This is a genomic window from Methanolacinia petrolearia DSM 11571 (genome assembly GCF_000147875.1).
In the GTDB taxonomy this organism is placed as follows: Archaea; Halobacteriota; Methanomicrobia; order Methanomicrobiales; family Methanomicrobiaceae; genus Methanolacinia; species Methanolacinia petrolearia.
The window spans coordinates 2,325,862-2,352,318 of record NC_014507.1; the positions used below are offsets into that span (position 1 = coordinate 2,325,862).

The 26,457-nt window shown below is 44.2% G+C and carries 29 protein-coding genes, 1 tRNA gene and 2 rRNA genes; 12 read left to right on the forward strand and 20 right to left on the reverse strand.

Going from position 1 to position 26,457, the window contains the following annotated elements; genetic code table 11:
• The first annotated feature begins 2 nt into the window (after positions 1-2).
• A complete protein-coding gene (locus MPET_RS15180; RefSeq protein ID WP_013330248.1) occupies positions 3-608 on the forward strand; it encodes a PKD domain-containing protein in 606 nt (201 codons plus the stop codon).
• 58 nt (positions 609-666) lie between these two features.
• Positions 667-954, forward strand: coding sequence for a type II toxin-antitoxin system RelE family toxin (locus MPET_RS11700; RefSeq protein WP_013330249.1), 288 nt, complete (start codon positions 667-669; stop codon positions 952-954).
• Here MPET_RS11700 and MPET_RS11705 read toward each other — a convergent pair.
• The 4 genes from MPET_RS11705 to MPET_RS11720 form a co-directional block, all read right to left on the reverse strand.
• Positions 951-1,139 carry a hypothetical protein gene (locus tag MPET_RS11705; protein ID WP_013330250.1) on the reverse strand — a complete coding sequence of 63 codons (189 nt, stop codon included), beginning with the start codon at positions 1,137-1,139 and terminating at the stop codon, positions 951-953. The two genes, MPET_RS11700 and MPET_RS11705, sit on opposite strands and share 4 nt — an antisense overlap.
• 57 nt (positions 1,140-1,196) lie before the next feature.
• Positions 1,197-2,510 (reverse strand): site-specific integrase, encoded by a 1,314-nt coding sequence (locus tag MPET_RS11710; RefSeq protein WP_013330251.1) that lies wholly within the window; start codon positions 2,508-2,510, stop codon positions 1,197-1,199.
• Positions 2,511-2,831: 321 nt separating this feature from the next.
• The gene (locus MPET_RS11715) at positions 2,832-3,683 is read right to left on the reverse strand and encodes an IS5 family transposase (RefSeq protein ID WP_013330252.1); all 852 of its coding nucleotides are present in this window, start codon (positions 3,681-3,683) and stop codon (positions 2,832-2,834) included.
• A gap of 270 nt (positions 3,684-3,953) precedes the next feature.
• Positions 3,954-4,670: a hypothetical protein gene (locus tag MPET_RS11720; RefSeq protein WP_013330253.1), complete on the reverse strand. Its 717-nt coding sequence runs from the start codon at positions 4,668-4,670 to the stop codon at positions 3,954-3,956.
• A gap of 277 nt (positions 4,671-4,947) precedes the next feature.
• Between MPET_RS11720 and MPET_RS11725 the strand changes: the two genes are divergently transcribed.
• From MPET_RS11725 to MPET_RS11740, 4 genes are all read left to right on the forward strand, one after another.
• Positions 4,948-5,262: a hypothetical protein gene (locus MPET_RS11725; protein ID WP_013330254.1), complete on the forward strand. Its 315-nt coding sequence runs from the start codon at positions 4,948-4,950 to the stop codon at positions 5,260-5,262.
• The gene (locus tag MPET_RS11730; protein WP_013330255.1) at positions 5,263-5,646 is read left to right on the forward strand and encodes a DUF2283 domain-containing protein; all 384 of its coding nucleotides are present in this window, start codon (positions 5,263-5,265) and stop codon (positions 5,644-5,646) included. It begins immediately after the preceding gene.
• A 158-nt stretch (positions 5,647-5,804) separates the two neighbouring features.
• Positions 5,805-6,365 carry a nucleotidyltransferase domain-containing protein gene (locus MPET_RS11735; RefSeq protein WP_013330256.1) on the forward strand — a complete coding sequence of 187 codons (561 nt, stop codon included), beginning with the start codon at positions 5,805-5,807 and terminating at the stop codon, positions 6,363-6,365.
• Positions 6,352-6,687 carry a HEPN domain-containing protein gene (locus tag MPET_RS11740; protein ID WP_013330257.1) on the forward strand — a complete coding sequence of 112 codons (336 nt, stop codon included), beginning with the start codon at positions 6,352-6,354 and terminating at the stop codon, positions 6,685-6,687. Before MPET_RS11735 ends, MPET_RS11740 begins: the two co-directional genes overlap by 14 nt.
• A 147-nt stretch (positions 6,688-6,834) precedes the next feature.
• Here MPET_RS11740 and MPET_RS11745 read toward each other — a convergent pair whose 3' ends face one another.
• The 3 genes from MPET_RS11745 to MPET_RS11755 all read right to left on the reverse strand — a co-directional run bounded on the left by MPET_RS11745 (position 6,835) and on the right by MPET_RS11755 (position 9,577).
• Entirely contained in the window at positions 6,835-7,020 is a 186-nt protein-coding gene (locus MPET_RS11745) for a hypothetical protein (RefSeq protein ID WP_013330258.1), read from the reverse strand.
• A gap of 204 nt (positions 7,021-7,224) precedes the next feature.
• The gene (locus MPET_RS11750; RefSeq protein WP_013330259.1) at positions 7,225-8,655 is read right to left on the reverse strand and encodes an amino acid permease; all 1,431 of its coding nucleotides are present in this window, start codon (positions 8,653-8,655) and stop codon (positions 7,225-7,227) included.
• A gap of 229 nt (positions 8,656-8,884) precedes the next feature.
• The gene (locus MPET_RS11755; RefSeq protein ID WP_013330260.1) at positions 8,885-9,577 is read right to left on the reverse strand and encodes a type 1 glutamine amidotransferase; all 693 of its coding nucleotides are present in this window, start codon (positions 9,575-9,577) and stop codon (positions 8,885-8,887) included.
• 154 nt (positions 9,578-9,731) lie between these two features.
• On the opposite strand from MPET_RS11755, the gene MPET_RS11760 reads away from it, so the two are divergent.
• The 4 genes from MPET_RS11760 (at position 9,732) to MPET_RS11775 (ending at position 16,964) form a co-directional block, all read left to right on the forward strand.
• Complete coding sequence (locus MPET_RS11760) at positions 9,732-12,746, forward strand: ATP-dependent helicase (protein ID WP_013330261.1); 3,015 nt, start codon at positions 9,732-9,734, stop codon at positions 12,744-12,746.
• 110 nt (positions 12,747-12,856) lie between these two features.
• Entirely contained in the window at positions 12,857-15,520 is a 2,664-nt protein-coding gene (locus tag MPET_RS14615) for a hybrid sensor histidine kinase/response regulator (RefSeq protein WP_013330262.1), read from the forward strand.
• Positions 15,521-15,697: 177 nt separating this feature from the next.
• Positions 15,698-16,510: a ZIP family metal transporter gene (locus MPET_RS11770; protein WP_013330263.1), complete on the forward strand. Its 813-nt coding sequence runs from the start codon at positions 15,698-15,700 to the stop codon at positions 16,508-16,510.
• 139 nt (positions 16,511-16,649) lie between these two features.
• Entirely contained in the window at positions 16,650-16,964 is a 315-nt protein-coding gene (locus MPET_RS11775; RefSeq protein WP_013330264.1) for a nucleoside triphosphate pyrophosphohydrolase, read from the forward strand.
• On the opposite strand, the gene MPET_RS11780 is transcribed toward MPET_RS11775, so the two are convergent.
• The 11 genes from MPET_RS11780 to MPET_RS11830 form a co-directional block, all read right to left on the reverse strand.
• Positions 16,961-17,368 carry a DUF134 domain-containing protein gene (locus MPET_RS11780; RefSeq protein ID WP_013330265.1) on the reverse strand — a complete coding sequence of 136 codons (408 nt, stop codon included), beginning with the start codon at positions 17,366-17,368 and terminating at the stop codon, positions 16,961-16,963. The genes MPET_RS11775 and MPET_RS11780 overlap by 4 nt on opposite strands.
• A complete protein-coding gene (locus MPET_RS11785; protein WP_013330266.1) occupies positions 17,365-18,234 on the reverse strand; it encodes an ATP-binding protein in 870 nt (289 codons plus the stop codon). The genes MPET_RS11780 and MPET_RS11785 overlap by 4 nt, the downstream gene beginning before the upstream one ends.
• On the reverse strand, positions 18,231-19,082 hold the full coding sequence (locus MPET_RS11790) for a nucleotide-binding protein (RefSeq protein WP_013330267.1): 852 nt from the start codon (positions 19,080-19,082) through the stop codon (positions 18,231-18,233). The genes MPET_RS11785 and MPET_RS11790 overlap by 4 nt, the downstream gene beginning before the upstream one ends.
• Before the next feature lie 24 nt (positions 19,083-19,106).
• Entirely contained in the window at positions 19,107-19,442 is a 336-nt protein-coding gene (locus MPET_RS11795) for a NifB/NifX family molybdenum-iron cluster-binding protein (protein WP_013330268.1), read from the reverse strand.
• A 28-nt stretch (positions 19,443-19,470) separates the two neighbouring features.
• A complete protein-coding gene (locus MPET_RS11800; RefSeq protein WP_013330269.1) occupies positions 19,471-19,833 on the reverse strand; it encodes a NifB/NifX family molybdenum-iron cluster-binding protein in 363 nt (120 codons plus the stop codon).
• 19 nt (positions 19,834-19,852) lie between these two features.
• Positions 19,853-20,137 carry a DUF5320 domain-containing protein gene (locus MPET_RS14900; protein WP_083773187.1) on the reverse strand — a complete coding sequence of 95 codons (285 nt, stop codon included), beginning with the start codon at positions 20,135-20,137 and terminating at the stop codon, positions 19,853-19,855.
• A 122-nt stretch (positions 20,138-20,259) separates the two neighbouring features.
• Positions 20,260-21,108 (reverse strand): mechanosensitive ion channel family protein, encoded by an 849-nt coding sequence (locus MPET_RS11805; RefSeq protein ID WP_013330271.1) that lies wholly within the window; start codon positions 21,106-21,108, stop codon positions 20,260-20,262.
• Positions 21,108-21,815 carry a DUF432 domain-containing protein gene (locus tag MPET_RS11810; RefSeq protein ID WP_013330272.1) on the reverse strand — a complete coding sequence of 236 codons (708 nt, stop codon included), beginning with the start codon at positions 21,813-21,815 and terminating at the stop codon, positions 21,108-21,110. Before MPET_RS11810 ends, MPET_RS11805 begins: the two co-directional genes overlap by 1 nt.
• A 417-nt stretch (positions 21,816-22,232) precedes the next feature.
• Positions 22,233-22,354 (reverse strand): 5S ribosomal RNA (gene rrf / locus MPET_RS11820).
• A 92-nt stretch (positions 22,355-22,446) separates the two neighbouring features.
• Positions 22,447-22,518 (reverse strand) — tRNA-Cys (locus MPET_RS11825).
• A 75-nt stretch (positions 22,519-22,593) separates the two neighbouring features.
• Positions 22,594-23,289 (reverse strand): HFX_2341 family transcriptional regulator domain-containing protein, encoded by a 696-nt coding sequence (locus tag MPET_RS11830; RefSeq protein ID WP_013330273.1) that lies wholly within the window; start codon positions 23,287-23,289, stop codon positions 22,594-22,596.
• A 254-nt stretch (positions 23,290-23,543) separates the two neighbouring features.
• On the opposite strand from MPET_RS11830, the gene MPET_RS11835 reads away from it, so the two are divergent.
• Positions 23,544-24,950 carry an MFS transporter gene (locus MPET_RS11835; protein WP_013330274.1) on the forward strand — a complete coding sequence of 469 codons (1,407 nt, stop codon included), beginning with the start codon at positions 23,544-23,546 and terminating at the stop codon, positions 24,948-24,950.
• Position 24,951: 1 nt separating this feature from the next.
• Here MPET_RS11835 and MPET_RS11840 read toward each other — a convergent pair whose 3' ends face one another.
• On the reverse strand, positions 24,952-25,206 hold the full coding sequence (locus tag MPET_RS11840; RefSeq protein ID WP_013330275.1) for a hypothetical protein: 255 nt from the start codon (positions 25,204-25,206) through the stop codon (positions 24,952-24,954).
• A gap of 151 nt (positions 25,207-25,357) precedes the next feature.
• Between MPET_RS11840 and MPET_RS11845 the strand changes: the two genes are divergently transcribed.
• Positions 25,358-25,867 (forward strand): GNAT family N-acetyltransferase, encoded by a 510-nt coding sequence (locus MPET_RS11845; RefSeq protein ID WP_013330276.1) that lies wholly within the window; start codon positions 25,358-25,360, stop codon positions 25,865-25,867.
• Between the two features lie 426 nt (positions 25,868-26,293).
• Here the strand turns inward: MPET_RS11845 and rrf (MPET_RS11850) are convergent.
• Positions 26,294-26,415, reverse strand: a 5S ribosomal RNA gene (gene rrf, locus MPET_RS11850).
• Between the last annotated feature and the right edge of the window lie 42 nt (positions 26,416-26,457).

Below are 26,457 nucleotides of genomic sequence, written 5' to 3' on the forward strand. Positions count from 1 at the left end.
AAATGGGAACAATTACAGCAACACTAAACCCTATGCTTTTAGGTGAAACAACACAGCTTACTTTTAATCATGATTCGCTGCCAGACCCGCAATATACATGGAATGTTCGAAAAGACGGTGTTCCCGTTTCGGGTTTATCTTCTTCGGGAAATACTGCATCTTTTACACCTTCTGAGATGGGAACATATGTTATTTCAGTAGTGGCTCAAGGCCATGTAAATAATACGCCTGTGGGAAGCGATTCGGGATCGATAACCATTGAGCTTGTATATGGTTCAAGGGTTGCGGTCGGAACAGTTACGGTAAATCATTCTTTAACCGCAACGGCGACAAATGCGGCAGGTTTCCAATGGCAGGAATCACCCGACGGCAACACATGGACGGATATAAGCGGAGCAACAGCGGCAACTGTAATTATAAAATCATGGACCGGTGCCGAAGGCGAGATCGCAAACGGGGATGCATACACAAACGCATATGCAGCGATCACAGCTTACGATCATTATTATCGGTGTATTGCTACAAACGGCAGCAAAACGACAATATCAAATATTCTGCATGTTGTTCATTCAGGTGGAAACGGAAGCCCGACAGTTACAAGTTTATAGAGGCTGTAGGTGAGCAGAAATATGATAGAAGTAAAAAAGAATAATTAAGGTGTAAGATATGGTTGAATCCGATTTTTCAGATACGGCAACTAAATTTTTAAAGAGAAATAAAGCGGTAAATAAAGTTATAATGGCAAAAATAAAGAAATGTCTTGAGGATCATCTTTTCGACACAATTCGATCATGTAATAAGCACGAGCTAAAAGGTGAATTTAAAGGATTTTGGAGGTTACACGTCACCGATTATGTAGTAATCTATAAAATTGCAGGGATAAGACCTTACAGACATGCCTTTATTTATAAAATTATGACTGAAAAGGCATATCATAACTGGATTAAATATTAAATCATTTTTTCGACTTCGCTTCTTTTGTAGAATTTACCCTTTCCTATTGATTCCAATTCCTGCAAGGCTTTGCTCTTTCCTTTCGGTTTTAATTCACGCTCTAAGGTCTTGCTTATTGTTTCCCCTGCCTTTTTTCTTGAAAGTATCTCATTGTATACGGCATTAGATACTTTTATATCTTGCATGTCATTTTATTTCTTTTCTGATAAGAAATATTTTTTGATAGAGGAAGAAAAAAGGGTTTATTGAATCTCTTTTAAGAGTTCTTGTTTGAAAGCCGCTAATTTTTCATTGATAATTTTTAACCTGGGATCTTCGTCTATTTCAGTAAAGACACGATCAACTTTTTCCGCCTGCCGGTTTTTTGCCTCGTCTGTGAGTGGTTCCCCGCATTTATTACAATATTCGGCTGTTGGTGCGTTCTGTGTATCACATTTGTAACAAGTCCGGGGCAATATCGGCGGGGCTACTTCTGCTTTTTTAATTATGCCTGCACGATCTAAGATTTCGTTTCTTATGTCTGCCTTTGACAGTTTTGAATAGGTGCGGATCATCCCCGTACCGGCGTTTCCCCATGCAATTTCTTTTACTGTGGTTTCGCTATATCCTTCCGCGAGCATGTGGGTTATTCGTGATTTTCGGAATAGGTGAGGAGTTATTCTTTTTTTAATTCCCGCTCTCTCTTTTGCCTTGTCAATAATACGGGTAAATCTGATATAATCGATCATAGTGCCGCGAGAGGTTAAAAAAACAAGATCGTTTGAAGGGGGTTTCCCAGTTGAACCCTGAACGGCAAGCCCCAACCCTTCCGGGCTGACGTAATCATTCATCCATGCGGCGAGGTAAGGAGTAGCCCACGTAATATACGGATAACGATATGTAGTGCCCTTTTGGTGTGCTCTCTTTCTGTCAGTAACCCGCACTTCTGCCCCGTATTCATCAAGGGTTATATCTCCCCATCGAAGATGGGCAGTTTCTGCGGGGCGGGCGGCGGTTTGGTAGTGAACCGCTATTAATGCCCGGTCGCGGCTGTTATCGCATGCCTTGATCAACTGTATGATCTCGTCTTTTGTTATAATGTCCTCGGGGAGTGTCGTATCAAAATCTGTGCCGGGGGCGGAAATTTCATTTATCTTTTTATCTGGAATGTCTATATATCCCTCATCAGTTAACCATCTTAAAAAACCCTTTAAAATTACAATATGATCATGAATGGTATTTCGCTTAAATGGCTTTCCTTTTGACGATGTGCCATTTTTTAGATTATTTATCCCCCTGTATAAATCTGATATAGTCAGATCTTTGTAATTAATAGGGATCGATATTTCAGAGTTATCGGGATCGGGTTTTGTAAGAAACCGTTTCCATCCGACGAGACAGAAAGTTATTTTATTGGATCTTCCTTCTCCTATGTGCCTTGTTGCCTGTCGCTCAGATATATATTTTTTAATCAGCTCTGTGTCTGATTCGGAAAGTTCCCCGCTGTCCTGATGTTTCTGAATACTCCTATTACCATTATAGACGCTTTCGCCTCTGTGAAATACCGATTTAGCCATTTATTCACTCCTCCCCAACGGACACCAGACCGGGATCGATCCATCTTCAGGGATCTTTTTTCCCTTCGGTATATCTAACATGCCGCGTGATCGTCTTTCAGGTTTTAGATCACATCTGCCATTATTGCAGTTTTCACAATCGCACATAATAATCTTATTCAATAGCATGCTATTTAATAGTTATTAGAGATTTGAACCTATCAAGTGTAAAATCTCGGCTGAGGCTTAATATCACTCATGGTTCAAAGCCTTGAGACTTTTTTAGGAAATTCGCTTGATTAGAGGTAATTTTTCGGCTCTGTAGAAAACCTATCTCTTTTTTTAGAGAGTCATATTGTGGATTAGCATTCTGATTTTGATCTCTTTTATCTGGTTGAAATATTTCCTCGATCTGACATTCTCATTGTATTTCCTTTTAATTACTGAGAATACAGTCTCCACCATATTTCTCTGCCCGTATTTTTCCTGATTGAAATTCTCAATCATTTCCTTCCTGTACTTTCCAGAGTAGATATTTCCATTCCATTTCCTGACAGGAATTATAGATTCAGCCCCAATATTCTCTCTGATATATTGATGAATTTTTTCAGAATCATATCCTTTATCCATCGTGAAGCAATCTGATTTTTTTATTCTTATGACTTGATTTATCAGTGATTTTGCATGTTGAGAGTCATGTACCGGTACCTTTGAAAACTTCCACCCCAAGATAATTAATTTATCAGAATCAACAGCAATAGAAGCCTTAATAAAACTTTTACGAGTTTTATTGATTCTTTTTGAATAGTAATGACTTGCATATGAACTGGTAAATCCAGTAGAATCTATTGATGTAATCCTGATAATTTCTCCTTTCTGGTGTAATCTTCTAATTACATTTTTCAAGATAATTCTGAATGTGAGTGAGGGAATTCTTGATAGAAATTTTTGAAGAGTTGTATAATGGGGTATTTCTTCTAATTGGATAATATCTGTAATCGTGGTTAAATTTGGAAGTAATTCTGTAAAATCCCGATAATCTTTACCTATCTTTTCTTTTAATATGATTAATGTTAGAAGCTGGTGCTGAGTATATTTTTTCTTCGAAAATTTTGAAGAGCGTAAAGGTACATGAGAATTCCTGATTACCTCAAGAGACGTTTTCACAAAGTTGATGTACCAGTTTTCAGACATTATTTAAGGAACTCCTCTTCTATTTGTGGTTAAATAAAATTGGAGTTCCTGTACGATCGATCTTTCGGTTACTATTTTCTTAGAGGATTTCTACAAGGCCAATTTTTGATTATCTCCAAGAAAACAGGTTCTCTATGAAGGAAACGCAGATCATTATAGAGAATTAATTGGATCCAATTTTGAAACTGTAGAAGGCTACTTAATAAGTAGAGAGTCCTTTTTGCATTAAATATGAAAATTGATGAAGTATTATCTATTCCAACTTCCATATCATCCCTTATTTAACGGGGATAATATTCTTTTTTGCTCTGCCTCGTCGAATTTTGAGCTTTTGTTAGGATAAATATAACCAAATAATTCTGTTTTTGCATGTATTGGCTCATGCATATTAGGCTTAGCATCATTAATACTCCCATCGACAATATGTGATTTAAGATATTCTTCACCCCAACCCATTCTATGTATTACACCAATGTCCACTAAATAAGGTATTAATTCAGGACTGGCTACATTAAGAAGAAATAAAGCGCTTAGTGCATGAAGAGTAGAATTCAAAGTTGCTTGTTTTCTATTTTCAAATCGGTTATGTTTTACTTTATTATAATCTGTCCACCAAAACGGCGAACCATTATGAGTCCATTTGTCAAAAGGAGATAATTTGACGTAATTTTTTAGTTCATATACATTTTTGTTAGATAGTCCATATTGAACATTAAAAATATCATGAAATTCTTGAATTTTTAAATTCTTTACATTAGAACGATGTGTTTGAATTCCTTGAAATGTATCTAATGATTTAGAGGAAACCGAATTTCTAAAAAAGGAATCAACAACACTTCCAATATTTACTATTAAGTCACTTAATTGATAAGACCATACATCATTGTTGTTAGAACTTAAAGGAACATATCTTAAATATTCGAGAAATGTTCTTTCAAAAAATAAATATTGTTCCCATGATGTTGATTGGTTTGTGTAAATGCCCATAAAATAAAATAGAGGTCCTTAAGTTATTGCTTTTTGCACTAAATCCACTAAATCTTCTTTACTCAGCTTATGTAAATTATCAAGCAGATCTTTCTTTTCTGCGAGTGCAATCCTGAGAGAATCCCAGAGACGAGAAGCACCGCGACCAAGAAAATAAGTCAGACAAGTTCCGTCTGGCATTCTCTTGACAGGTTTGCATTCTTTTGAATAACCAAAGCCGGAATAACAAATTAACAAACACCTTAATAGAGAATGTAAAAAAATAGAATCAAATAAGATGAATCTTTCAACATTCCTGCAATTGCTTCCCAAACTAAAACCTGAGAATATTAAAAGTTCCAAGCATTTCGCGATCAGACATGAAGAAAGAAAAGATAAAACAATACCCGATATTGAAGGTATTCATCAGATGCTAATCTCCGGTGAACCTGTTTCAGTTTCTAAGCAGGATAATGAAAAATTTGAAATTATGTTTAATCTAAATGAGAATCATGATCTAGTTATGGTAGTTGCAGTTAAAAGCACCAATCCCGAGATAATAATAAATTTAATCACGTGCTACAAGAAAGAAATAAACAGGAGGATGAAATAAATGGCTGTCAACCGGATTAGTACAGATGCAAATGCAATAGACTATGACTCTGAAAACGACAGCCTGTTCTTTTTCATCAAGGGAGCTGAATATAGTCATTCCCTGAATATGAACAATATAATACTCGACTTTAACACAGATCAGTCTCTTAAAGGAGTCGAAATCCTGAACGCTTCGAAAAAATTCGGGGTTCCAAAGCATGCACTAAGAAATCCTAATCAGATGGTATTAGATCTTGACGTATCAGAAGAAAAAATCGATCTCAAGATCTCGCTCGTCCTTAGGATCAGGAATAAACCCACCCCCAAAGCAATAAACATAGAAGATATCAACGAATTCAATATACCGGCCGGAACGATGACGATGTCCTGCGGGGTTTGCTGAAAAGCGATAAAGAAAAAAAACAATTTTGTCGATTTTTATTAATATAGCAAAAAAAAGTTACTCAATTCTATCTTGAACAAAGTTCCCAATCCCGAAACATTCCGTTCCCGGAACGGAAACTATTTGTTCCCAAAACAGAAACAAAAGTGTGGTGATGAATGTTGACAGGGACGATTCTGCCCGATCTTTTTAAGACTGAAGAGAGGGTTCGCATCCTCGACTATGTCTCAAAACGTGAAAGCGTGACTGCAACAAACGTTATCAAAGAGACCGGTGCTTCGAAGGCTTCTGTATCGAGGTATCTTCATCTCCTCGTCCGGGCAGGACTTCTTGAAAATAAAAACAGGGATTATTACTGGAAAGAAACGGCAATATGTGCAGCGGTAAAGCGCCTGATGAATATCGAACTTCTTTCCGGCACGATTGACCTCCCGGAATGGGCAAAAGCAATAGGAGTCTACGGGAGTTTTGCGCAGGGTACAAACACTGTCGAAAGCGACGTTGATCTCTGGATATACATCCCGGAATACAGGCGGGACTCGGAAATAAAAACCGCCGAACTGGAAAAGGAGATCCGTGACAGAACAGGACATGAGATTCATATACTGATCCTGACCGAAGAGAAACTCTCGCACCTGAAAGAAAACGACCCTCCGTTCTATACCCGTCTTACTGAAACATCCGTAATAATTAAAGGAGAATCATATGTCGGAAATTGAAGACTGCTTCAGGAAAAAACTTCTGGGGAAGGTTCCCCCATCAAATAAAAAAGCGGAAAAATCTCTTGCCCTCGCAGAATCATACCTGGAAGAATCCAGAAAGACGGCCGCCGCCGGAGCCAGAAAAATAAGCATCAACGGTGCATATATGGTCTGGTTTCATGCCGCAAGATCAGTCCTCTTTCGCGACGGGGTCAGGGAAAAAAGTCACTATTGTATTGAAATCTATCTTGAAAAGTACGTGAAAAGCGGGGATCTCGAAGGAAAATGGACTACACTCTTCTCGCGAATCAGAAACCAACGGCATGAAAACCAGTACTGATTCGGTCCTGAACCAACGGATCAGGAGGTCGCTTCAGCAATTGAATCTGCCGCTCTCTTTCTGGAACGTATCCGTGCCCTATTAGTGGATACAAATGCTGAAGATCACGGTTAAAGCAATTAGCACTGCTTAACAAGGATTTGGATATCACCTAACCTTCCTCCCCAGCCTCCTCCCGATCTCCCTTCTTATCCTCTCTCCCCCCGGGGTGTCCCCGACGAAGTAGAAGACCAGGCCGGGGAGGATGATCACAAGCCCGGGGAGGATAATCAGCAGATTCAGAGTTGCGAGCATGAAGATGCAGGAGACAAAACCGAGAGTAGGGATCAGCATTCCCAGCGGCATCCTGAAATAGGTCTTTTCCGGGGGGACGAGGTGCTCCTTCGTCCATACCAGATAGATGCACGGAACGCTCTTAAGAATGTCCCATCACAGGAGAGATTCGATAGTTTCAACCGCGATAATCAGGATTTTCTGTCGGGATCGACCCAGGATAAACCTGCCCCGGGTTAGAACTCTTCCCGGAAAAAAAAGATTTTAGTCTTCGTCCAGGAAGATATCCTTTTCAGGCTTCCATTCAGGTTTCCTGAAATGATATATGACGAAGGGGATCAGCGTAAAGAGAATAATACCGCCGAAAAGGAACGCCTCGTAAAACATCAGGCTTCCGGTCGCGATCTGCGACGGCGGGAAGAAACCGACGATCAGGATCAACAGAGAACCGACCAGACCGATCCCAGCTACAATCCAGAGGCCGACAATTCCGCCCGGAACCTTATACGGGCGCTCCACGTCGGGACGGGAGTACCGGAGGCGGATCGCCGCCGCGAACATAAGGATATAGATAATCGTATAGAGCTGCGACGTAAGGGCCGTTATGATCCAGTACGACGCATTCACGTTCGGCATAAGCACGAAGAGAAACGCAAGGAGAGATCCAACAATCGCCTGGAGAATAAGTATCGAAACAGGGGCGTAATTCCCGTTCACCTTCTGCAGGACGGGAGGGAGATCCCCGTTCCGGGCGGTCACCATGAACGCCTTCGCAGGACCGATGACCCACGTATTGATCAGTGCAAACGCACCTATCGCGGTGAGAGTCGCGATGAGCGGAACAATCCACGACATATTAAACGGCTTAAAGAAGGCTTCGAACGCCTGCATGAGGCCGGCGACAAGGCTGATCTCGCTTTGCGGGACCACGACAGCGACTGCAATCGTGGCGATAATGTAGATCAGAAGGATCAGGATCACTGCAATAAAGATAGACTTCGGATAATTCCTGTTGGGGTCCTTCACCTCCCTGGCGTGGATCGAGGAGAGCTCCAACCCCACATATGAGAGGGAAACCCCCACCAGAAAGACCACGTTGTTTATGCTGGAGAAATCAGGAATTGCGGACTTTCCGGTAAGGGCAATCTCCAAAGGATTCCCTGACGCCACCCACCACAGGCCCATGATTATCAGTATGGCGCCGGGGATCAGGGTTCCGAGGATCACACCGATCGTACTGACCCATCCCGAGACCTTCATGCCGAAGAAGTTGACTATGGTAAACGCCCAGAATACAACCAGGATAACGGACATCGTATAAAAACCGTTGCTGGCAAGGTCGGGATTGAAGATATACGCGATTGTCGCGGCGGTAAATGCAAGGATCGTCGGGAACCACACGACATTGGCAATCCAGTAGAACCAGCTTGTCACAAATCCCCAGCGATCCCCGAAGGCTTCCTTCACCCATATGTACAAACCGCCGGCCTGCGGCCACCCTGTCGCAAGTTCTGCCGACACAAACGCCACAGGAAGAAAGACGATAACTGCTCCGAGAATCCAGTAGAAGATAGAGCCCAAACCCTCCTCGGCAACAGAAGGAATATTTCTAAGAGACAATACTGCGGCAACTCCGATCATGGACAGGGTAAACAGACCCAGCACCTGCCGCTCTGATTTTTTCGATTCGGTCATACCATCACCTCAAATATGATTACCTCTGATACACACGGGAGAACCGAACACCGGAATTATTAATGTTCTTCGCCCGATGGCGTTTTAATAAAGCATTCTATTTATTCTTTTTGCGGCAGGAAGGAGGAATTCTTTTAAATTTAGCTGACAGGACAGAATTTGCAAAATAAAAATTAAAGAAACGGGAATCTTTTGAACTTCATCAAACCTATATTCAGAATTCGTTCAATCAAAGACCCTCAAAATACGCAAGAATCAAAATCATCACCACGTTTGCGGAACGAATATTCGATCCTTTAAGAATCTCCGCAAGAGGCTGGATAAAAGTCCTGTCCCCTTCCAGCCCGTCATAGCAGTTTTCCGTCAGGCTCTTCAGGTTCTCCTCCATCATCTCGGGATGAAACTGGAGTCCCAGAACTCTGCCCCTGTAGATGAATCCCTGATTCTCGCAGGCTGAGCTCCTGAAAAGATTTATAGCCTCATCCGGGATTCCGAAAGTATCCCCGTGCCACTGGAAGACTGTAAAGCTGTAAGGGATTCCCCTGCATAGCGGGATCTTTTCCGCATCGGCGGTCTTTTCTACAGAAAACCATCCCACCTCGGGATATTTGTTCTTCCGGACCGGGGCACCGAGAACGTCGGCAATAAGTTGTCCGCCGAGACAGATCCCGAGCACCTTATTCCCTGCATCGATTGCGGATTTGATGAACGCTTTCTCACCCGAAAGCCACGGGAACTTATCCTCCTCGTATATGTTCATCGAACCCCCCATTATGACGAGAAGATCGAAATCACCAGTATCAGGCAACGGTTCTCCGGCATAAAGCAGGGTCTCGGAGAACGGATGGCCTTTCTCCTCCGCCCAGATACGGATATAGCCGGTATCCTCGAAAGGTTCGTGAAGAAGGGAATGTATTCTCATCTGCGGAGATATTGCACGGGCAGAGCGGATAAAGCCTCCCGCAATAATCTATTTATTCAATATAGCAACAGCAGACATGTAAAGATCACCTGAAGGGAAATGATAACTTCTCCTGTCGCATAATCTACGATCACAGAATAACAAGGGGATTTGCATGACGGACGAAAATAAATTCGAACCCAACCAAAGCCAGACCGAGGCAATAAAAGGATGCGGGGTACAGCTCGTCCTTGCCGGTCCCGGATCAGGAAAGACACGGGTTATCACCGAAAAGATCCTCCACATGATCAGGGAGAACGGTGCAAAGCCCGAAGAGATCCTCGCACTCACCTTCTCTGAGAAGGCCGCAGCCGAGATGGCGGAACGGCTTGAAAAAGAGACGGATATAAGTCGGCTGACTATCGCAACATTCCATTCCTTCTGCCTCGAAGTCCTCGAGGACAACGTGCTCGACACGGGAATTTCATTCAACTCGGGCCTGATCAGCCGGACAAGCCAGCTTATATGGGGAATGAAGAGTATCGACAGTTTCGGGTTCGAAGCGGTGGAGATCGGGAACAACGGACCGTCCGTAATAGAATCGATAATCGACGGAATCAGCAGATTCAGGGACGAACTGATATCGGCGGAAGATATCGAAGAATACCTTGAAGAAAAGAATGCTCAGGAGACATCCGCCGACGAAGATATTTACCTTGGAAAACTCTCCGACCTCCTGAAGGTCTACAGGGAGTACGAGAATTATAAAAGAAGAGAGGAGCTTCTCGATTTCGACGACATGATCCACGAGACAGTCCGCCTGTTCAGGAATAAACCCGACATCAGGAGACAATATGAGAACCGCTTCAGGTACATCCTTGTCGACGAATTCCAGGACACAAATTACGCCCAGCTCGAACTTATCAAGCTCCTGACATCGGGTCATTTATGCATAGTCGGCGACGACGACCAGTCGATATACAGGTTCCGGGGGGCCTGCGAAGGAAATGTCGACGAATTCGCCGGGCATTTCAAAGATCACAAGAAGGTCGTACTCGAGGAGAATTACAGGAACACGGGGAAGATCCTGAGGGTCGCACGACAGCTGATCGAATGTGCGGACGGGTCATGCACCAAGAACCTGAGATCGAACAGAGGCGAAGGAGAACCCGTAATAGTCGCCGAATGCAGTAACGAAAATACCGAAGCAGGATACGTGGCCGACGAGATCGAATCACTAATGGGCGAAGGATTCCTCCCGGGGGAGATCGCAATACTGTGCAGGAAGAGATCGGAATGCGGTAAATTCCACAAGATCCTCGACAGCAGGAACATACCCTGCGAATTTACGGGCGATGCCGAATTCTTTGCGATTCCGGTGATTAAAGACGCCGTCTCTTACCTGAAAGCAGTCGCAAACCCTGCCGAATCAGCCATCCCGCTCAACAGGATGATGAGGCAGGCAGGCGTATCGGAGACAGCGATACTGGAGATCAATACCGGGGCAAAACAGATCCGGCGGGAAGGTGGAAAAGGCGACGGCGTTCTCGAGGCGATGAAGAGATGCGGCACAGAGGAAGACCCGGATACGATCGTAATTCGCGAGGTTGCTGAAAATGTCGATGCACTCTCGGCCGCAAGGCACAAAAAGACACTTCCGGCTCTTGTCCGCGAGATCGTCCTCCGGACAGGCAAATTATACAGCAAAGACCGGGAGGGCGTCGCGGCATTAAACAGACTATACGAGATAGCACTTGAATTCTCCCGGATAAACCCTTCGGGGGAGATCGGCGATCTGCTTGACCACCTCTCGCTGCTGAGAGATCTATCGGGCGACTTCGGGGTGAACGAAAAGACCGGATCAGGCGTCAGGATAATGACGGTCCACCAGAGTAAGGGAAAGGAGTTTTCGGCGGTTTTCGTAACCGATCTCGCGGAGCGCCGGTTCCCGTTGAACTACAGGAGCAAGCCGTTCCGTGTTCCGGTGGATCTGTCGAAGAGCATCCGTCCGGGCGACGACGAGAAGGAGCTTTACAAACAGGAAGAACGAAGGCTCCTCTATGTCGCGATGACAAGAGCAAAGGAGAAGCTCTACCTGACGCGTGCGATAAGATACGGAGAAAATAAAAACGACTCGAAACCATCGGTATTCCTCACTGAGATAGACTACCTTAACAACACGGACATCAGCATCGTTTCAACAGACGGTGGAAAAAACGGGAAAGATAACCTGATCTCCGCAACGGGCGGCCCGGCGGAAGATCCCTTCTCAGAAGAGAACAAGCTCATGAAAGAGGCCGTCGCGGCGATCGCCGACAAAAGATACAGGTCGGCGGTCGGGAAGATACTGGCGCTGGAATACGTGCGGAGCCTGGATGAAGGGAAGGAGTTTGACAACAGGGAGTTCCTCAATATTCCGTTTGAAAAACCTGCTGTACCCCGAAGGAAACCTGAACCGCTTATCAAACCAGGTGACGGCACCAGGCTTTCCGCATCCGCACTGAAACTATATGATGACTGTCCTCTCAGGTTTAAATTTGAAAAGATCCTCAGGATACCGACGGAGCCCAGAACCTACTTCAGCTTGGGGACGACTGCACACTTAATAATCGAACACCTGACTAAGATGAAGATGGGTGGAGAGACTCCTTCGATGGAGAAAGCCGAAGATCTTCTTGAGAGATTCTGGTCACCGGATGCATATTCGTCGCAAAAACACGAACGAGAGGACAGAACCAGATTGATCGCTCATCTTAATAACTATCTCGAATGGGAGATGAATAATCCCAATATCCCCGTCGAAACGGAGATGGAGTTTGAGATCCGGGTACTCGGGACTCCTTTTACGGGGTACATCGACAGGCTCGAAAGGACGGAGTCGGGCGGTTATGCGGTAGTCGATTACAAAACCTCCAAAACACCGATGTCGAAGAACGACGCGAAGGAGGACATCCAGCTAAACCTTTATGCCTTGTGTGTGAAGGAAAAGACCGGCAGCCTCCCGGAGAAGGTCTCGCTCTTCTATCTTGACAAAGGAAAGATGGTTGACTATATTCCAGACTACGAATCGATCTCCGCATTTCTTGAAAATGCCGAACCGGTTATCGACAGGATTTTTGCAGGGGACTTCGAACCGAAAGAATCACGGAATTGTTTATACTGCGATTACAGAATTCTCTGCGGGAAGTAAAAAATATTGGATGTCACGGTACATTAACACCCTTCGACTGTGAATTGACCTCATATTTTTGTTAATAACCCCCAAAAAATATATAAATGCAGGTATCTCTCATTTTATCTATGGAACCCGGATTCTCCCTGGTGGTTATCAGCGACAAAGCCATTGCAGAGATCATAAAGAAAGGACTGAAGCAGTTGAAGAAGGGTTCGGATCTCAGGATAGATACAAAATTTTTCGGATCGGCAGAAAAGGCACTTTCAGCTATTGAAACCGGAGATTACGACCTCATAATTGCACGTTATAAAACAGCGGATCTAAGCGGAACCGAACTGATCAGGGAGATTAAAGAAAAAAACTTTATTACTCCTCTTATAATCATTGCCGATCCGGCCGATGACAAAGAGATTCTTAAAGCCCTGCATGCCGGCCTTGAATTTGACCTTGTATCCTCAGCAGATCTGGAACTGGCCATCAGACAGATTAACAGGAATATAATTGCTGCGATGGATCTAAAAAACTCACATGAAAGATCAGGATATTCTAAAAGAATAGTAAGAGGAATATTAGATTCTGCGGATAATCTGGGAATCATTACAACAGACGAAAACAAAATTATTACCTTTTTTAGCGGAGGCGCCGAAAAAATACTTGGTTACAGCCACGAAGAACTGGTAGGCAAAGAAACTCCAATGAGATTCCACATCGAGGAAGAAATCTCCAGCCGTGCAAAGGAGTTTTCGGAAAGGACAGGAAAAAACATTAAAGGCCTTGATTTGTTTGCCGAAATAATGATTGAAGGTCCTGAAAGACACGATTGGACGTATAAAAAAAAGGACGGCAGCCTTATTTCCGTTGAACTGACAGTAACACCAATAAGAGACGATAAAGGAAACATTCGGGGAGCATTCGGAGTTTTTTACGATATAACAGATAAAAAAAGACTTGAAGAAGAATTCAAGTCATACAAGATCCAGTCTTCGGGAATAATAGCCAATATACCCGAACCTACCTTCGCTATCGATCTCGGGGGCAGGGTGATCGCATGGAACCGGGCAGTCGAAGAACTGACCGGCATTCCTGCACAGGACATACTTGGAAAAGGAGATCACGAATACGCAATACCATTCTACGGAAAGCGTCGCCCGATGCTCATAGACCTGATAACCGAACCGGAAGAAATGATGAAAAAATGGAACTACGAGGATATTACAAAAACAGGCAATGTAATAGCAGCCGATGTTGTTCCTTTCAAAATAAGGGGAAAAATCTACTATTTCAGGGCCAGCGCTTCTCCGGTATACAATACGGACGGCAAAACCATCGGTGCAATAGAGTCAGCCACAGACGTTACTCACATAAAAAAAGTAGAAGAGGCCCTCGCCAGGGAGAAAGCCAATGTAGAATATATAATCGACAGCCTGCCCGGAATGTTTTATATGTTCTATATGTTCGATGAGAAAGGCAAGTTCGTCAGGTGGAACAAGAACCTTGAAACATTAACCGGGTACTCGGCAGAAGAAGTCCGAAAGATGAAACCGCTTGAGTTCATCGATGATGATTATAAAGACCAGTCCTCTGAATCCATTGAAACGGCTTTCTTAAAGGGGTACTCAGATACAGAAGCGGTTATAGTCACCAAAGACGGCAGAAGAATTCCCTTTTTCTTTTCGGCAAACAAGGAAGTAATCGACGGAATTCCATATATTCTCGGGATGGGGCTTGATATTACAAAGTCAAAGGAGACTGAAACAGAGATAAGGAAACTTGCTTCGGTTGTAAAACATTCCGGGGAGATGATAGCTCTGGCAAACCAGGACGGGATTATTAACTTCATCAACGAAGCGGGAGCAAAGATGATAGGTATCGATGCAAATGATATCACCAGATATCATTTTATGGACCTCATTCCTGATCACCTGAAAGATAAAATGAATACCGTAATTATGCCCGCAACGGTCGAAAAAGGGCTATGGGAAGGAGAAATCCAGTACATCAACAAAAAAGCAGGTAATACCATCGACGTCCATGCAATGATCTTCACCATTAATGATCCTGAAACAGACGAAATGATTTATCTTGCAACTGTTTCGCTGGACATAACCGAAAGAAAGAAAGCCGTGGCCGCGTTGAGGGAGGTCAATAAAAAACTCAATCTTCTGGGGAGCATAACACGGCACGACATCCTGAACCAGATAACAGTAGCACAGGGATATATGGATATCCTGGAGATGGACGGTTTGATCCCGAAAAATTCCGATGCCGGCGACAAGTGTGAAAAGGTCGCGGGTGCAATAGAGACCATAAAGAGACTTATTCTTTTCACGAGAGACTATAAGGACCTCGGCGAGCAATCCCCGGAATGGTACAATGTTGGCAGGATAATAGATAAAAACTATAAAAATTTAGGATTCCGGTCGATACAACTTGTCAATGAGACCGACGACCTCGAAGTATATGCCGATCCACTCTTCGAGAAGGTGATCTACAATCTCTTTGATAATGCAGTGAAACACGGAGAAAAGATAACAACAATTAAATTTTATTTCACGGAAGAGGGAGAGAACCTGAACCTCATATGCGAAGATGACGGTATCGGGATTTCCGATGAATTCAAGGAGAAAATATTCAAAAGGGAGCATTATAAGAATACAGGACTCGGCCTCTTTCTTTCCAGGGAGATTCTCTCGATCACCGGCATGTCGATTGAAGAAAACGGCGTTTATGGCAAAGGAGCAAGATTCAGGATAAATATCCCTAAAGGAGCGTTTCGCTTTGCTGAATAAGCCGTTAATTATCATCCGGATCTTTCATAATGTAAAGGGGTTATGTGATATCACCCCCATTGCCATTTCTCCGCAACGCCATACAATAATTCATAAAAAATTCTTCAAAAAACAGAATATCCTAATTAACTTTTTTTATTTAATACGCGAATCCATTTAAAAGGAAACCGGGTAAATATGTTTGAATTTTTCGCGGGCTTAAATCCTGTCTACCAGGCCCTGCTTGCAGGGCTTTTTACATGGGCAATGACAGCTGCCGGTGCCGCAATTGTATTTCCCTGCCGGAATTTCAACAGGAGACTGCTCAATACTATGCTTGGTTTTGCTGCAGGAATCATGCTTGCGGCAAGTGTGTGGTCCCTTCTTATTCCATCCATGGAACTCTCAGGAGAATGGGGATCGCTCAAATGGGTACCGGCGGCAACAGGATTCATTCTCGGGGCAGGATTAATAGCAGGAATCGACAGGGTGCTCCCTCACCTGCATATAGGTTTTCCAAGGGAAACAGCCGAAGGAATAAAGACTTCATGGCCGAAAAGCACCCTGCTGATTCTGGCAATTACTCTGCATAATATCCCCGAAGGGCTTGCCGTAGGCGTCACTTTCGGTGCGATAGCCTCAGGACAGCCGGAGACTACCCTTGCAGCCGCAGTCACGCTGGCACTGGGAATCGGCATCCAGAATTTCCCGGAAGGTATTGCAGTTTCGATGCCGTTACGAGGAGAAGGCTTCAGTACATTCAAATGCTTTTGGTACGGCCAGCTGTCGGGCCTTGTCGAACCACTCGCAGCGGTTTTGGGGGCGGCGGTCGTAGTCTTTGCAATGCCGGTTCTACCTTATGCCCTCTCTTTCGCGGCAGGAGCTATGCTCTTTGTTGTAATTGAAGAAGTCATTCCCGAGTCTCAATTACATGGCAATACCGATTATGCAACCTTCGGCGCACTTGCCGGATTTCTCATAATGATGATCCTTGATGTAGCGCTTGGATAAGGAAAAGAGAAATGGGATCTAAAGGAATTAATCGTTATATAGTTTCGGCATTGCCTCATAGAGCAATAGCTGGGATCCTCCTGTACTGAAGGAAACTATTAAACCGGCTTCCTGATTATTAAACCTTAAGGCGGTATTGATGAAGATCTACAACAAGGCAGTCAGGGACAGAATACCTGAGATAATAACCTCGAGAGGTGAAGTTTGCAACTACGAGAGTCTTCCCGACGATGAATTTCTTCCTTTTCTCCAGATGAAACTCCTTGAAGAGTCCAACGAGTATATAGAATCAAAAGATGCAGAGGAGCTTGCAGATCTTCTTGAAACAATTTTCAGGATTGCAGAGATTAAAGGTATCAGCATGAAAAGGCTGGATGAGATCAGGAAGGAGAAGTCGAAGATCGCGGGATCGTTTAAAAAAAATATCGTTCTGGTTGCAGCTGACGAGGATTAAGAGAGATCTTCTTCATCATCCTGCGGAATATTATTCTCAGGGCATTCTCCTTTCATCTCTCTCCGGCATCCCACGACACGGATCATCTTGCCGTTCACCAATGCATCTGCAATTTTTCTTCTTGCATCATGCAGATCGCGCCAGAGAGTCTTTCTTGAAACTCCGATCTCCGCTGCGGCGGATTCCTGGTCGTAACCCATGAGATCCACCAGCCTGATGATCCCGATCTCCTCCGGGTAAAGGACGACTGTCATATCCTCCCCTTCGCAGCTCCGGCAGAGCGGACCGTAGCAGTGAAAGCTACCAACATTTTCCCCGATGGTTCTCGGAACCCTCGGCCTTCCACGCCCCCTGCGGCGGCATCCGGCCCCTTTTGAATCCGGGCCTCTCTCTTCGGGGGTCATGATACATCAAGCTCCTTTGAGAGATTCTCCCAGATCTCCTTTATGGCATCGGAAGCGGGGCACTCTAACATGGTAACCGGCATATTTTTCCTGATTGCGGAAATAACAGAAGGATCAAATGGGATCTTCCCGACAATGACGAGCTCCTCAGACCGGCAGAATTCCTCGATCTCGTGGGAGACGGATTCTTCAAGATCATACCTGTTGATAACAACGAATATCCTGAGCCTGAATCCTTTGCACACTTCTACCAGTCTTGAGAGGTCTGATAGTCCGGAGATGCTTGGTTCGGTTACTGCAAGAACGGCACCCATACCACTTACTGTTGAAATCAAAGGGCAGCCGGTTCCCGGGGGGCCGTCGATCAAAAGAACTTCACTTATGTTCGTCCAGCGGGCTGCACGTTTCTTCACCTCATTTACAAGAAGACCGGAGTTTCCCGAACCCGGCTCCAGGCGTGCATGGGCAAGCGGGCCTGCTTCTGTTGCCGAGCAGAATATCTCCCCGGACAAACGCTTCTTCATAGATATGGCCCCGGAAGGGCAGACGTAGTCACAGACACCGCAACCTTCGCAGAGAAGCGGCCTGACCGAATACTGATCTTCTTTTATTTCTACAGCACCGAAGCGGCAGTTTTCAAGGCATGCCCCGCACTGAACGCATTTTTCCGTGTCGATTACTGAAATATCAAGTCCGTGGAAATCTTCTTTTGAAAGGAGTTCACCGGGATAGAGGAGTTCGAAGTTCGAGGCTTCGACATCGCAATCAGCAAGGGAGAGATCGGATTTGACAATTCCTGCAAGACCCGCAGTCACCATCGTCTTGCCTGTCCCGCCCTTTCCGCTGACTACGGCAATCTTCTTCATAGAGCCACCCCGCTGATCCTGAGGCATTCGTTATACAGCCCGGCAAACTTTTCCTTCCAGCCGGACATCTTTTCGCTGATTAGTCCTCCCTTGTTCTGCACGGATGCGATCTCCTTATCGAACGGGATCGTCAGGAGAACAGGGACGTCAGCTTTCATACAGTAATCGCGAACCTCCTCGTCTGAACCGTCGCTGCGGTTTATCACGACTCCCGCCTTCAGGTCGAGGCTTTTTGTCACGCCAACGGCAAGATCGAGATCGTGAAGGCCGAAGGGGGTTGATTCGGTTACAAGTATGCAGAAATCGGCATCGTCCATCGCCTCAATTACAGGACAGGCAATTCCGGGGGACGAGTCGATTATGACAAGTTCGTCATCTTCCGCCACCTCTTTTGCAGTCCTGATTATCCGGGGTGCAAGAACCTCTCCTTCTTTCAAAAATCCGCTGATAAGTCTTAAGCCCGAAATCGGATTTGAGTCCTCCACCAGACCTATAGGATAAGGGGTCTCTGATATGGCTTTTTCAGGACAGACGATCATGCAACCACCGCATGCATGGCACATCTTTTCAAAGATAAGCACTCGATCCTTCAGTACTGCTATTGCACCGTAACGACAGAAATTCCCGCAGTCACCGCAGAGAGTGCATAGATCCGTATCAACTTTTGGAATTGTGGTAAAGACATCCCTGATTTCAGGCTCAGATTCGAAGAAGAGGTGGAGATTCGGAACCTCCACGTCACAGTCGACAAGTGTCACCGGATGCAGATCAAGAAGGGAATATGCAAGATTGGCTGCAACCGTACTCTTCCCGGTTCCGCCCTTTCCGCTCGCAACAACGATCTTCATCTATTTATCCCTTCAGGGCAGGAATCAGATCAACTGCCTGAGTTTACCTTCCCTGTACTTTGAAACCGCATCGGCCACGGTCCCGTTTTCGCCGTATGTATATACCTTCACGCCAGAAGCCTGAAGAGCTGTCGTTGCATTTCCGCCAAGCTGCCCGGTAATTACCACATCGGCACTTTCTTTGATGATTAGCTGGACGATCCTCGGCCCAACTCCGCCGCTTTCATTAAGGAGTGGATTTTCAATTGTACTTGACTCGCCCGATTCCAAATCGACGAATACAAAATACGGGGCTCTTCCGAATCTTTCTTCGACAGCAGAATCAGTTCCCGTTCCTTTTGATGTTACACAAATCTTCATTACTTCATCAATCCCAAAAGATCAAATTTCATTCACCGTGTGAGCCGTCGCATTCACTGCCGTCATGGTGGCACATGCTCTCGCCTGCAACAAGGTTGCCCTTTGCAAACTCCGATATAGCCGAGTCGATACTTCCGGAAATACCAAGGATTACCTCGATGCCGTTACTGCAGAAGAGTTCCACTGCACGCGGACCCATGCCGCCGGCGATCACGAAATCGACATTATGTTCGCTCAGGAAAACCGGAAGACGCCCGGGTTCATGACCGGGACTAATGAGATCCTCTTCCCTTACTATATCCAAACCGTTGACGTTGAATACTGCATAAGATGCACAATGACCAAAATGTGCGGAAACATTGTTTCCTTCCATTGCTACTGCTACTTTCATTTAATATCTCCTCATTTTTTTAGAACCGGCCGCGGCCCCCGAAACCTCTTCCGCCGGCTGCAGATCTGCGGCCACGACCACCTCCGAATCTCCTGCCGCATCCGCAGGGCATACCGCCTCTTCCAAGGCCATAAAATCCTGCAGGAGTATTCACAGGGTTTCCTGCTGTATTTGGATCTCCTTCGTTTAAAACTTTATTCTCAGCATCAGAAGATGCCTGAGAATCTGCAGGAACGCAATTTCCGCGTCCCCAGCCTGTCATAGAACCCATTCCATTGGGTCCGGTTCTGTTAAAACCTGGCATTTTTTTCACCTGTTTAATTGTATATATTACACATATGCGCAAAAATAGATAAAGGTGCTCCTTGCGGCACAATTAAATGAAAGGTCTTTTACGACCTTAAATCTCAAAAGAGGATGGATTGCCTAATTACTTTCATCAGCGGATTTTTCACGCCCCGTTCCTTCCGGGAACCATAGCGTCCTCTGCGGGAACGGGATCTGGATTCCGTTTTCTTCAAGAGCGAGCTTGATCTTCCACAATAGTTCAGTCCTGACATCCCACCATTCAGATGATGGAGCCCAGATCCTGACGATCAGGATAACTGCGTTGTCTCCGAGTTCATCTACGTATATAGAGGGGGAAGGGCTTTTCAGGGCGAAAGGGTGCCTGTTTATTACCTTCCATATGACCTCTATTGCTCTGTCGGCGTCGTCAGAATACCTGATCCCGACTGAATATTCAAATCTCCTTGCAACATGTGCGACATAATTCGTTATATTCGAAGTGAAGAGGGTCTGGTTCGGGATTCTCGTATAAATTCCATCATAAGTCTTGATAATTGTGGAGAGAATCCTTATATCCTCAACTGTTCCGAGAGTATCTCCCACACCTATGTTGTCGCCGATCTTGATTGGCTGTTCGAAGAATAAAATAAGGCCAGAAAAAAAATTCGCGATGACTGTCTGACCGGCAAGACCGATGATTATACTTAAAAATCCTCCTGCAATAAGGAGCCCTGAGAGATTGACGTTCAGGTGGGGGAGCGCCACGAGAAAACCTATGACCACAATTGAGAAATATAATATTTTGGAGGCCATTTCCCGGCTATTTACCGGCATCCAGCCAGAAAGGCCTTTTTTAATCTTCTTGGAGATATAAGCCGCCAGAATAAAGGTTGAAATTATTATTATTACAAAATAAAGGATATCGCTGACATAGAGGTCATTGGTGCCGACCGGCAGATTCAGGAATACATTTACTATGTCAGCCACTACTGGTACCCCCAGTTCATCTTATAGAATTTACCCACAACAGGGATTTCCCTGCCGTAATAAAGCTCTATCGTCTTGTCCGTGCCTGCGACAATCGGGGCATTGAAAAATTTAGTCTCCGCTTCATCTTTCGGCAGCACCCTGATCTCGGCCGACATGGTGACATACCAGTCGTTATAGAAGATCTTCATCCCGTAACTGTCGAATATGCCTCTTGAAAGCTCGACAATTTCCTTTTCGGGATTCACTATCTTAAGGGACATTACGCCTTCCATGAGGTTGTCGACCTCCGGCATCTTCCTGTAAACCGCACTTTTATGCCACCTTACAACGGCACCCTCCTTCGGAGATCCATAGAGAGAATATTTACTCACAGCCTGAGAGAATACATCAAGCAGGGAAACGCTTTTTCCTGACTTCAGGAAGACCCCGATCTCTACCGGAAACGTGAGATAATAGAGATCTTCAGACTCAGGGGACATTACAATCTTATCGAATTCTATCTCAAGGAAACGTGTAATATTCTTTGGGAGATTTACAGGCTCCACAGGATTAATTATCAGTTCCCCGTCATTCGGGGATATGACCAGTTCCCGGGTATCGTCACCGCATATTCTGCGGTATATGTATAACCCATTCTCTTCGGTTACCTCTATTGAGACGGATTCCTCTTCTATTGCGCAGGGATAACGGTATGTCCCGTACATTTACTCAAGATATCGATCACCAGATATTAAAATATTTGGAGCTTTCAGGACAAAAACAGACGAAACAGGAATTTCTTAAAAATAAATTACCTGTTACCAGAATATTGAGACCTCGCGGTATAGAATCAAACTCCAGTAGAGCTGTTCAACCCCTCAAAGGGAACTGACTCTAAAATGCTTCGTGGTTTCTCATTCTCACATGCGCTCGGATTCCCGAGAACTCAACACTTCACGCAATTCAATCAAATTTTATCAAAACAGGCTCCCTCACAGGGAATTGACTCGAAAACTTCGTTTTCTCATCTTCGCGTTCGCTCAGATTCCCGAGAACTCACTTATCTCAGCACTTCTTTAAAACAAACTCAAGACCTAACGGTCTACTCTAAATTTCACTTAGAACAGTTCACAATCCTTTCGGGATTGCAGCGGGGGATGGTTCCCGAGAACTCGCGTATCTCAGTACAGCATCCTACGTGGGTGGTCTTAACTTCCGGGTTCGAAACGGGTCCGGGTGTGACACCACCGCTATGGCCGCAAATTTAAACCTCATTTCACTACGTGAAACTCGGATTCGGAAATTTTCTGTGAAAATTTCCTGCAAGCTCAAACCTTCTGCGAAGGTTCTTCGCTAAGCCAAGGCCCAGACTTGAACTGGGGTGTAGCTGATCTGCAGTCAGCCGCGTGGCCACTCCGCCACCTTGGCAAATCGCCTATAATTATTGATCATTATCTAAATAAAAGATATCGGTTTATATTTCAGGGATGGACTTCGCCGGAGTCATGAACAGATATTGCACATTATATTTCCCAATTCTGACAATGTCACATTGATCTGCCTTCCGTTTCTTTTCTTAACGATAAACCCGTTGTCTTCAAGAACCTTAAGGTGGTGGCTGACCCTGCTTCTTTCTTTATAAAAATCATCAGAATATTTGATAATTGACGGATTCAGTCTTATAATAAGTTCATCAAGGGAGTTGACACCACCCTCGACTGCGGCAACGATCTTCATCTGCTCATCCCGCAGGAAACATACGGGCAGGGTAGGAATTTCGACGATCTCCTCTACGCCGGTTTCCTCTCCTGATTCATCATATTGGGGTATTGAGGTTATAACTTTGCAGCCGGTTATCGATCCAGCTATATAGCCCGAGACAGCAAATGTTCTCAGTGAACCGCTGATATTGACTATAACATCATTCCCACAGTCCATTTCGGAGCGAATTAAATTGACAATCTGGACAGAACTTCTTGTTATGTCTTTTTTGTCAATTGCAACGATTTCAACTTCGAAGATCTGTCCAAGTTCATCCATCATATCTTCTGCAAGAGCTCTCGACCTCCTTTCACCGGAGGATAACTGTTCCCCCACCACCAGGATTATCCTCCCCACAGGATAATTTGACAGCATCTTGATGGAATCCATCAACCGCTCCTTATGGTGTCCAACAAAAACAATATGAGAAGTATTCATACCGGTCTATATATCCACTTGAAAAACATATAAAAATAGTGATAAATGTTTGAAAAATTAAGAGTTTCGATAAAATTTATTTCATATCTTCCACAAATTGGGAAATTATATTTCAATAATATAACATATCCCATTCGGTTTTACTATTTTGATTTTTAATCAGGCACTCCAATTAATTCTTTCACTGACACTCATTCTCTGATTACCGAAGATGATTAGAAAATAATACATTCAGGATAATCATAGATTATTCAGTGACTGACAGACGGAAATTCATCTCAGGAGCAGGATTTACATCATTTACTACCGGAACCGGAATATTCGCGATTTATTTCATGTTATCCTCGATGACCCTTGCCATCCCTGTGATTACGGGCCTATATAATTTTCAGCCTTATGTATCCGGATTCATAATACAGGCACATCTTATCGGAGCAGTGATATTCCTTCTACCTGCTGCAAGAATAGGCGACTTAATCGGGCATGAAAAGATCCTGTGCATCGGGGGATTCTTTTTTGCCGTATCGTCCTTCCTGTGCGCAGTTTTTCCTTCCGACATGGGAGGAATGGGACTGATATTTTTTAGATTCACCCAGGGTATCGGCGACGGTATGATAATGGCCTCATCACTCGTTCTGCTCTCCCGCAGATGGAGCCCTGAAAAGAGAGGAGAATCCTTCGGCCTTTTTCTTTTTTCAGGATATATGGGGTATATCGCAGGTCTTCTGGGAGGAGGAACACTAATCGATCTCTTCAGCTGGAGAGCCCCGTTTCTGTTTACGGTTCCTGTGACCATTATTACAGGGATCTGCGGTTATATTCTCTCAAAATCCGGAACAGGAATAACTTCCGTTGATAAACAGAAACTTGACCTGAAAGGGATTGCTCTCTTCGCTCCTGCGATTGTCATGCTCACAGCCGGCCTTTCACTAATTCCTTCAACGAACTCCGCATACCTGATTATCACAGGCACAGTGCTCTTCATCTTTCTGGTTATTCATGAAAAGAGGAGCGATTATCCATTATTTAAGATTTCCTTATTCAAAAACAACAGGATCTTCTCACTTGCAATATTATCCGACATTTTGTATTATTCAGGCATTGGTGCAGTCAGTTACTTACTAATTACATACCTAGAGGCAGGAAGAGGTCTGGGATCATTCGATGCTGCACTGGTGATCCTGCCGATATCAATTATTCAGGGTGTGATGTCTCCGGTTACCGGAAAATTATCGGATAAAATCGATCCCAAATATATATCCTCGGTCGGAGTCTCTTTAATTTTTACAATTCTCTTATTGTATTCACATATAGAGCAGGACACATCAATTTTGGTGATCACAATTGCGGCGGCCATAACAGGAGCAGGTTTCGCTATGTTCTCAGCCCCTAATAAAAACGCAATTATGAATTCCGTTAAACAGCAAGATCACGGGAATGCTTCAGGAATAGCAAACACTTTTGAGCAGACCGGAAATCTTGTCAGCATAGGTATTGCGGCAGCCATAATGACCGGAATTACAGGAGAATCGACATCAGGCAGTTATACTCCCGATCTCCTGCTAAAAAGTATAGATATAATCTTTTTAATTCTTGCATTTATTTGCCTTGTAAATATTGCAGTAATTCTCATACGAGGAAAGATCAAACAGGAATCCTGATTTATCTGAGAGCCTCCTCAATTTCCTCGAAAGTTAATACATCATATCCATTAACTTTATTTTCCGGTATTATTCCAATCTGAACATATAATTCAAGATCAGGATTTTCCATTACAACAAGTGTTGGCTTCTCAACTCTTTCCAGAAACCCGAGAGATTCAAGTTCGCTTTTTAAAATCTTGATATCGGTGTAGCGGCTGAACAATTCAATTGCAGATTTTTTTATTTTTTTCTGCTCATGAATTCTAACAGTCATAGCAATGGAATGCTCAATATAACAATATAAATTTTATCCAGAGATGTGAAAATATTTTTTAATTATCCTACTAAGCCGAATCTGAGTAATGCATCTAATCAGGGAATAAGCATCGTCTAATATCTATAGAAACAAACAATTTTCCAGAATTATGATACTTAAGATAATACAAACTAAAAGATTAATCCTGATTCCTGTTACTGAAGATATAATAAATTACGAAATAAATAAGGAGAAACTGCCTGATGCCCTGTCAGGTATTTTTATACCTGAAAACTGGCCGCATGAATCAGTGACAACTGATGTAAACCTGACTTTTCAGGCCCTCCTTAAACAAAACAGACTATTTAGCTTTTACTGGATTAGCAATTCAGATAGAGAAAACCAGGTATTAATAGGAAGCGGGGGATTTATTGTTCATGAGAACGCGGATTTTGAACTGGGTTATTCAGTTCTAAAACAATACGAAAATCAGGGTTATACTACGGAAGCGGTAGAAGCACTCCTTGAATGGTATAAAAAATCAGGGTTTAAGGAGGCTATTCTTGCCAAAACAGAACCTGAGAATTATCCGTCAATAAGAGTCCTGGAGAAAAACGGATTTTCCAGATCAGGATCTGAAGAAGAATCGGGTTTGCTTATTTATTCGATTAAAGAATAATCAGATATTTTTTAGAGTTTAAAGGGCTTAAGCCCCTTCGGGGCAGCCCCATGCTCAGTTCGCTTCGCGAACTTTCGCAATGATGATAACCCGGCCTGGACGCTACCCATCCGGGTAGCCTTGGCCGGGAAGATTTACTATTCTGATTATTCTTAAACAGTGAAATTATTAGATTCATCGGGAAAACACGAGGAACCGGAGGGATGCTTGCCCGTCCCGACGGCGTCTATCGCGAGCAGGGGGAGGGTTGAAGGGAGGAGGATGTGCCCCCTCCCTTCTCTGCTATTAAAGAAAACAAAACTCAAGCTCAAATAAAAAAATCACGAAAGCAATCAAAAACATGAGTGTCTTATTAATCATTTAAAATTACTCAATACCTTACGGTCTTCTTCAAAATCTCAGTAGAACAGTTCACAATCCTTACCGGGATTGCAGCGGGGGATGGTTCCCGAGAACTCGCGTATCTCAGTACAGCATCCTGCGTGGGTGGTCTTAACTTCCGGGTTCGAAACGGGTCCGGGTGTGACACCACCGCTATGGCCGCAAACGTCAGACTCCGGTCATGAACCGGAACGTTTGCAAATATCTGA

Excerpts from the sequence above, each read along its gene's own strand:
- MPET_RS15180 (WP_013330248.1), top strand. The coding sequence starts at position 3 with ATGGGAACAATTACAGCAACACTAAACCCTATGCTTTTAGGTGAAACA.
- MPET_RS11700 (WP_013330249.1), top strand. The coding sequence starts at position 667 with ATGGTTGAATCCGATTTTTCAGATACGGCAACTAAATTTTTAAAGAGA.
- MPET_RS11705 (WP_013330250.1), bottom strand. The coding sequence starts at position 1,139 with ATGCAAGATATAAAAGTATCTAATGCCGTATACAATGAGATACTTTCA.
- MPET_RS11710 (WP_013330251.1), bottom strand. The coding sequence starts at position 2,510 with ATGGCTAAATCGGTATTTCACAGAGGCGAAAGCGTCTATAATGGTAAT.
- MPET_RS11715 (WP_013330252.1), bottom strand. The coding sequence starts at position 3,683 with ATGTCTGAAAACTGGTACATCAACTTTGTGAAAACGTCTCTTGAGGTA.
- MPET_RS11720 (WP_013330253.1), bottom strand. The coding sequence starts at position 4,670 with ATGGGCATTTACACAAACCAATCAACATCATGGGAACAATATTTATTT.
- MPET_RS11725 (WP_013330254.1), top strand. The coding sequence starts at position 4,948 with ATGAATCTTTCAACATTCCTGCAATTGCTTCCCAAACTAAAACCTGAG.
- MPET_RS11730 (WP_013330255.1), top strand. The coding sequence starts at position 5,263 with ATGGCTGTCAACCGGATTAGTACAGATGCAAATGCAATAGACTATGAC.
- MPET_RS11735 (WP_013330256.1), top strand. The coding sequence starts at position 5,805 with ATGTTGACAGGGACGATTCTGCCCGATCTTTTTAAGACTGAAGAGAGG.
- MPET_RS11740 (WP_013330257.1), top strand. The coding sequence starts at position 6,352 with ATGTCGGAAATTGAAGACTGCTTCAGGAAAAAACTTCTGGGGAAGGTT.
- MPET_RS11745 (WP_013330258.1), bottom strand. The coding sequence starts at position 7,020 with ATGCTGATCCCTACTCTCGGTTTTGTCTCCTGCATCTTCATGCTCGCA.
- MPET_RS11750 (WP_013330259.1), bottom strand. The coding sequence starts at position 8,655 with ATGACCGAATCGAAAAAATCAGAGCGGCAGGTGCTGGGTCTGTTTACC.
- MPET_RS11755 (WP_013330260.1), bottom strand. The coding sequence starts at position 9,577 with ATGAGAATACATTCCCTTCTTCACGAACCTTTCGAGGATACCGGCTAT.
- MPET_RS11760 (WP_013330261.1), top strand. The coding sequence starts at position 9,732 with ATGACGGACGAAAATAAATTCGAACCCAACCAAAGCCAGACCGAGGCA.
- MPET_RS14615 (WP_013330262.1), top strand. The coding sequence starts at position 12,857 with ATGGAACCCGGATTCTCCCTGGTGGTTATCAGCGACAAAGCCATTGCA.
- MPET_RS11770 (WP_013330263.1), top strand. The coding sequence starts at position 15,698 with ATGTTTGAATTTTTCGCGGGCTTAAATCCTGTCTACCAGGCCCTGCTT.
- MPET_RS11775 (WP_013330264.1), top strand. The coding sequence starts at position 16,650 with ATGAAGATCTACAACAAGGCAGTCAGGGACAGAATACCTGAGATAATA.
- MPET_RS11780 (WP_013330265.1), bottom strand. The coding sequence starts at position 17,368 with ATGACCCCCGAAGAGAGAGGCCCGGATTCAAAAGGGGCCGGATGCCGC.
- MPET_RS11785 (WP_013330266.1), bottom strand. The coding sequence starts at position 18,234 with ATGAAGAAGATTGCCGTAGTCAGCGGAAAGGGCGGGACAGGCAAGACG.
- MPET_RS11790 (WP_013330267.1), bottom strand. The coding sequence starts at position 19,082 with ATGAAGATCGTTGTTGCGAGCGGAAAGGGCGGAACCGGGAAGAGTACG.
- MPET_RS11795 (WP_013330268.1), bottom strand. The coding sequence starts at position 19,442 with ATGAAGATTTGTGTAACATCAAAAGGAACGGGAACTGATTCTGCTGTC.
- MPET_RS11800 (WP_013330269.1), bottom strand. The coding sequence starts at position 19,833 with ATGAAAGTAGCAGTAGCAATGGAAGGAAACAATGTTTCCGCACATTTT.
- MPET_RS14900 (WP_083773187.1), bottom strand. The coding sequence starts at position 20,137 with ATGCCAGGTTTTAACAGAACCGGACCCAATGGAATGGGTTCTATGACA.
- MPET_RS11810 (WP_013330272.1), bottom strand. The coding sequence starts at position 21,815 with ATGTACGGGACATACCGTTATCCCTGCGCAATAGAAGAGGAATCCGTC.
- MPET_RS11830 (WP_013330273.1), bottom strand. The coding sequence starts at position 23,289 with ATGAATACTTCTCATATTGTTTTTGTTGGACACCATAAGGAGCGGTTG.
- MPET_RS11840 (WP_013330275.1), bottom strand. The coding sequence starts at position 25,206 with ATGACTGTTAGAATTCATGAGCAGAAAAAAATAAAAAAATCTGCAATT.
- MPET_RS11845 (WP_013330276.1), top strand. The coding sequence starts at position 25,358 with ATGATACTTAAGATAATACAAACTAAAAGATTAATCCTGATTCCTGTT.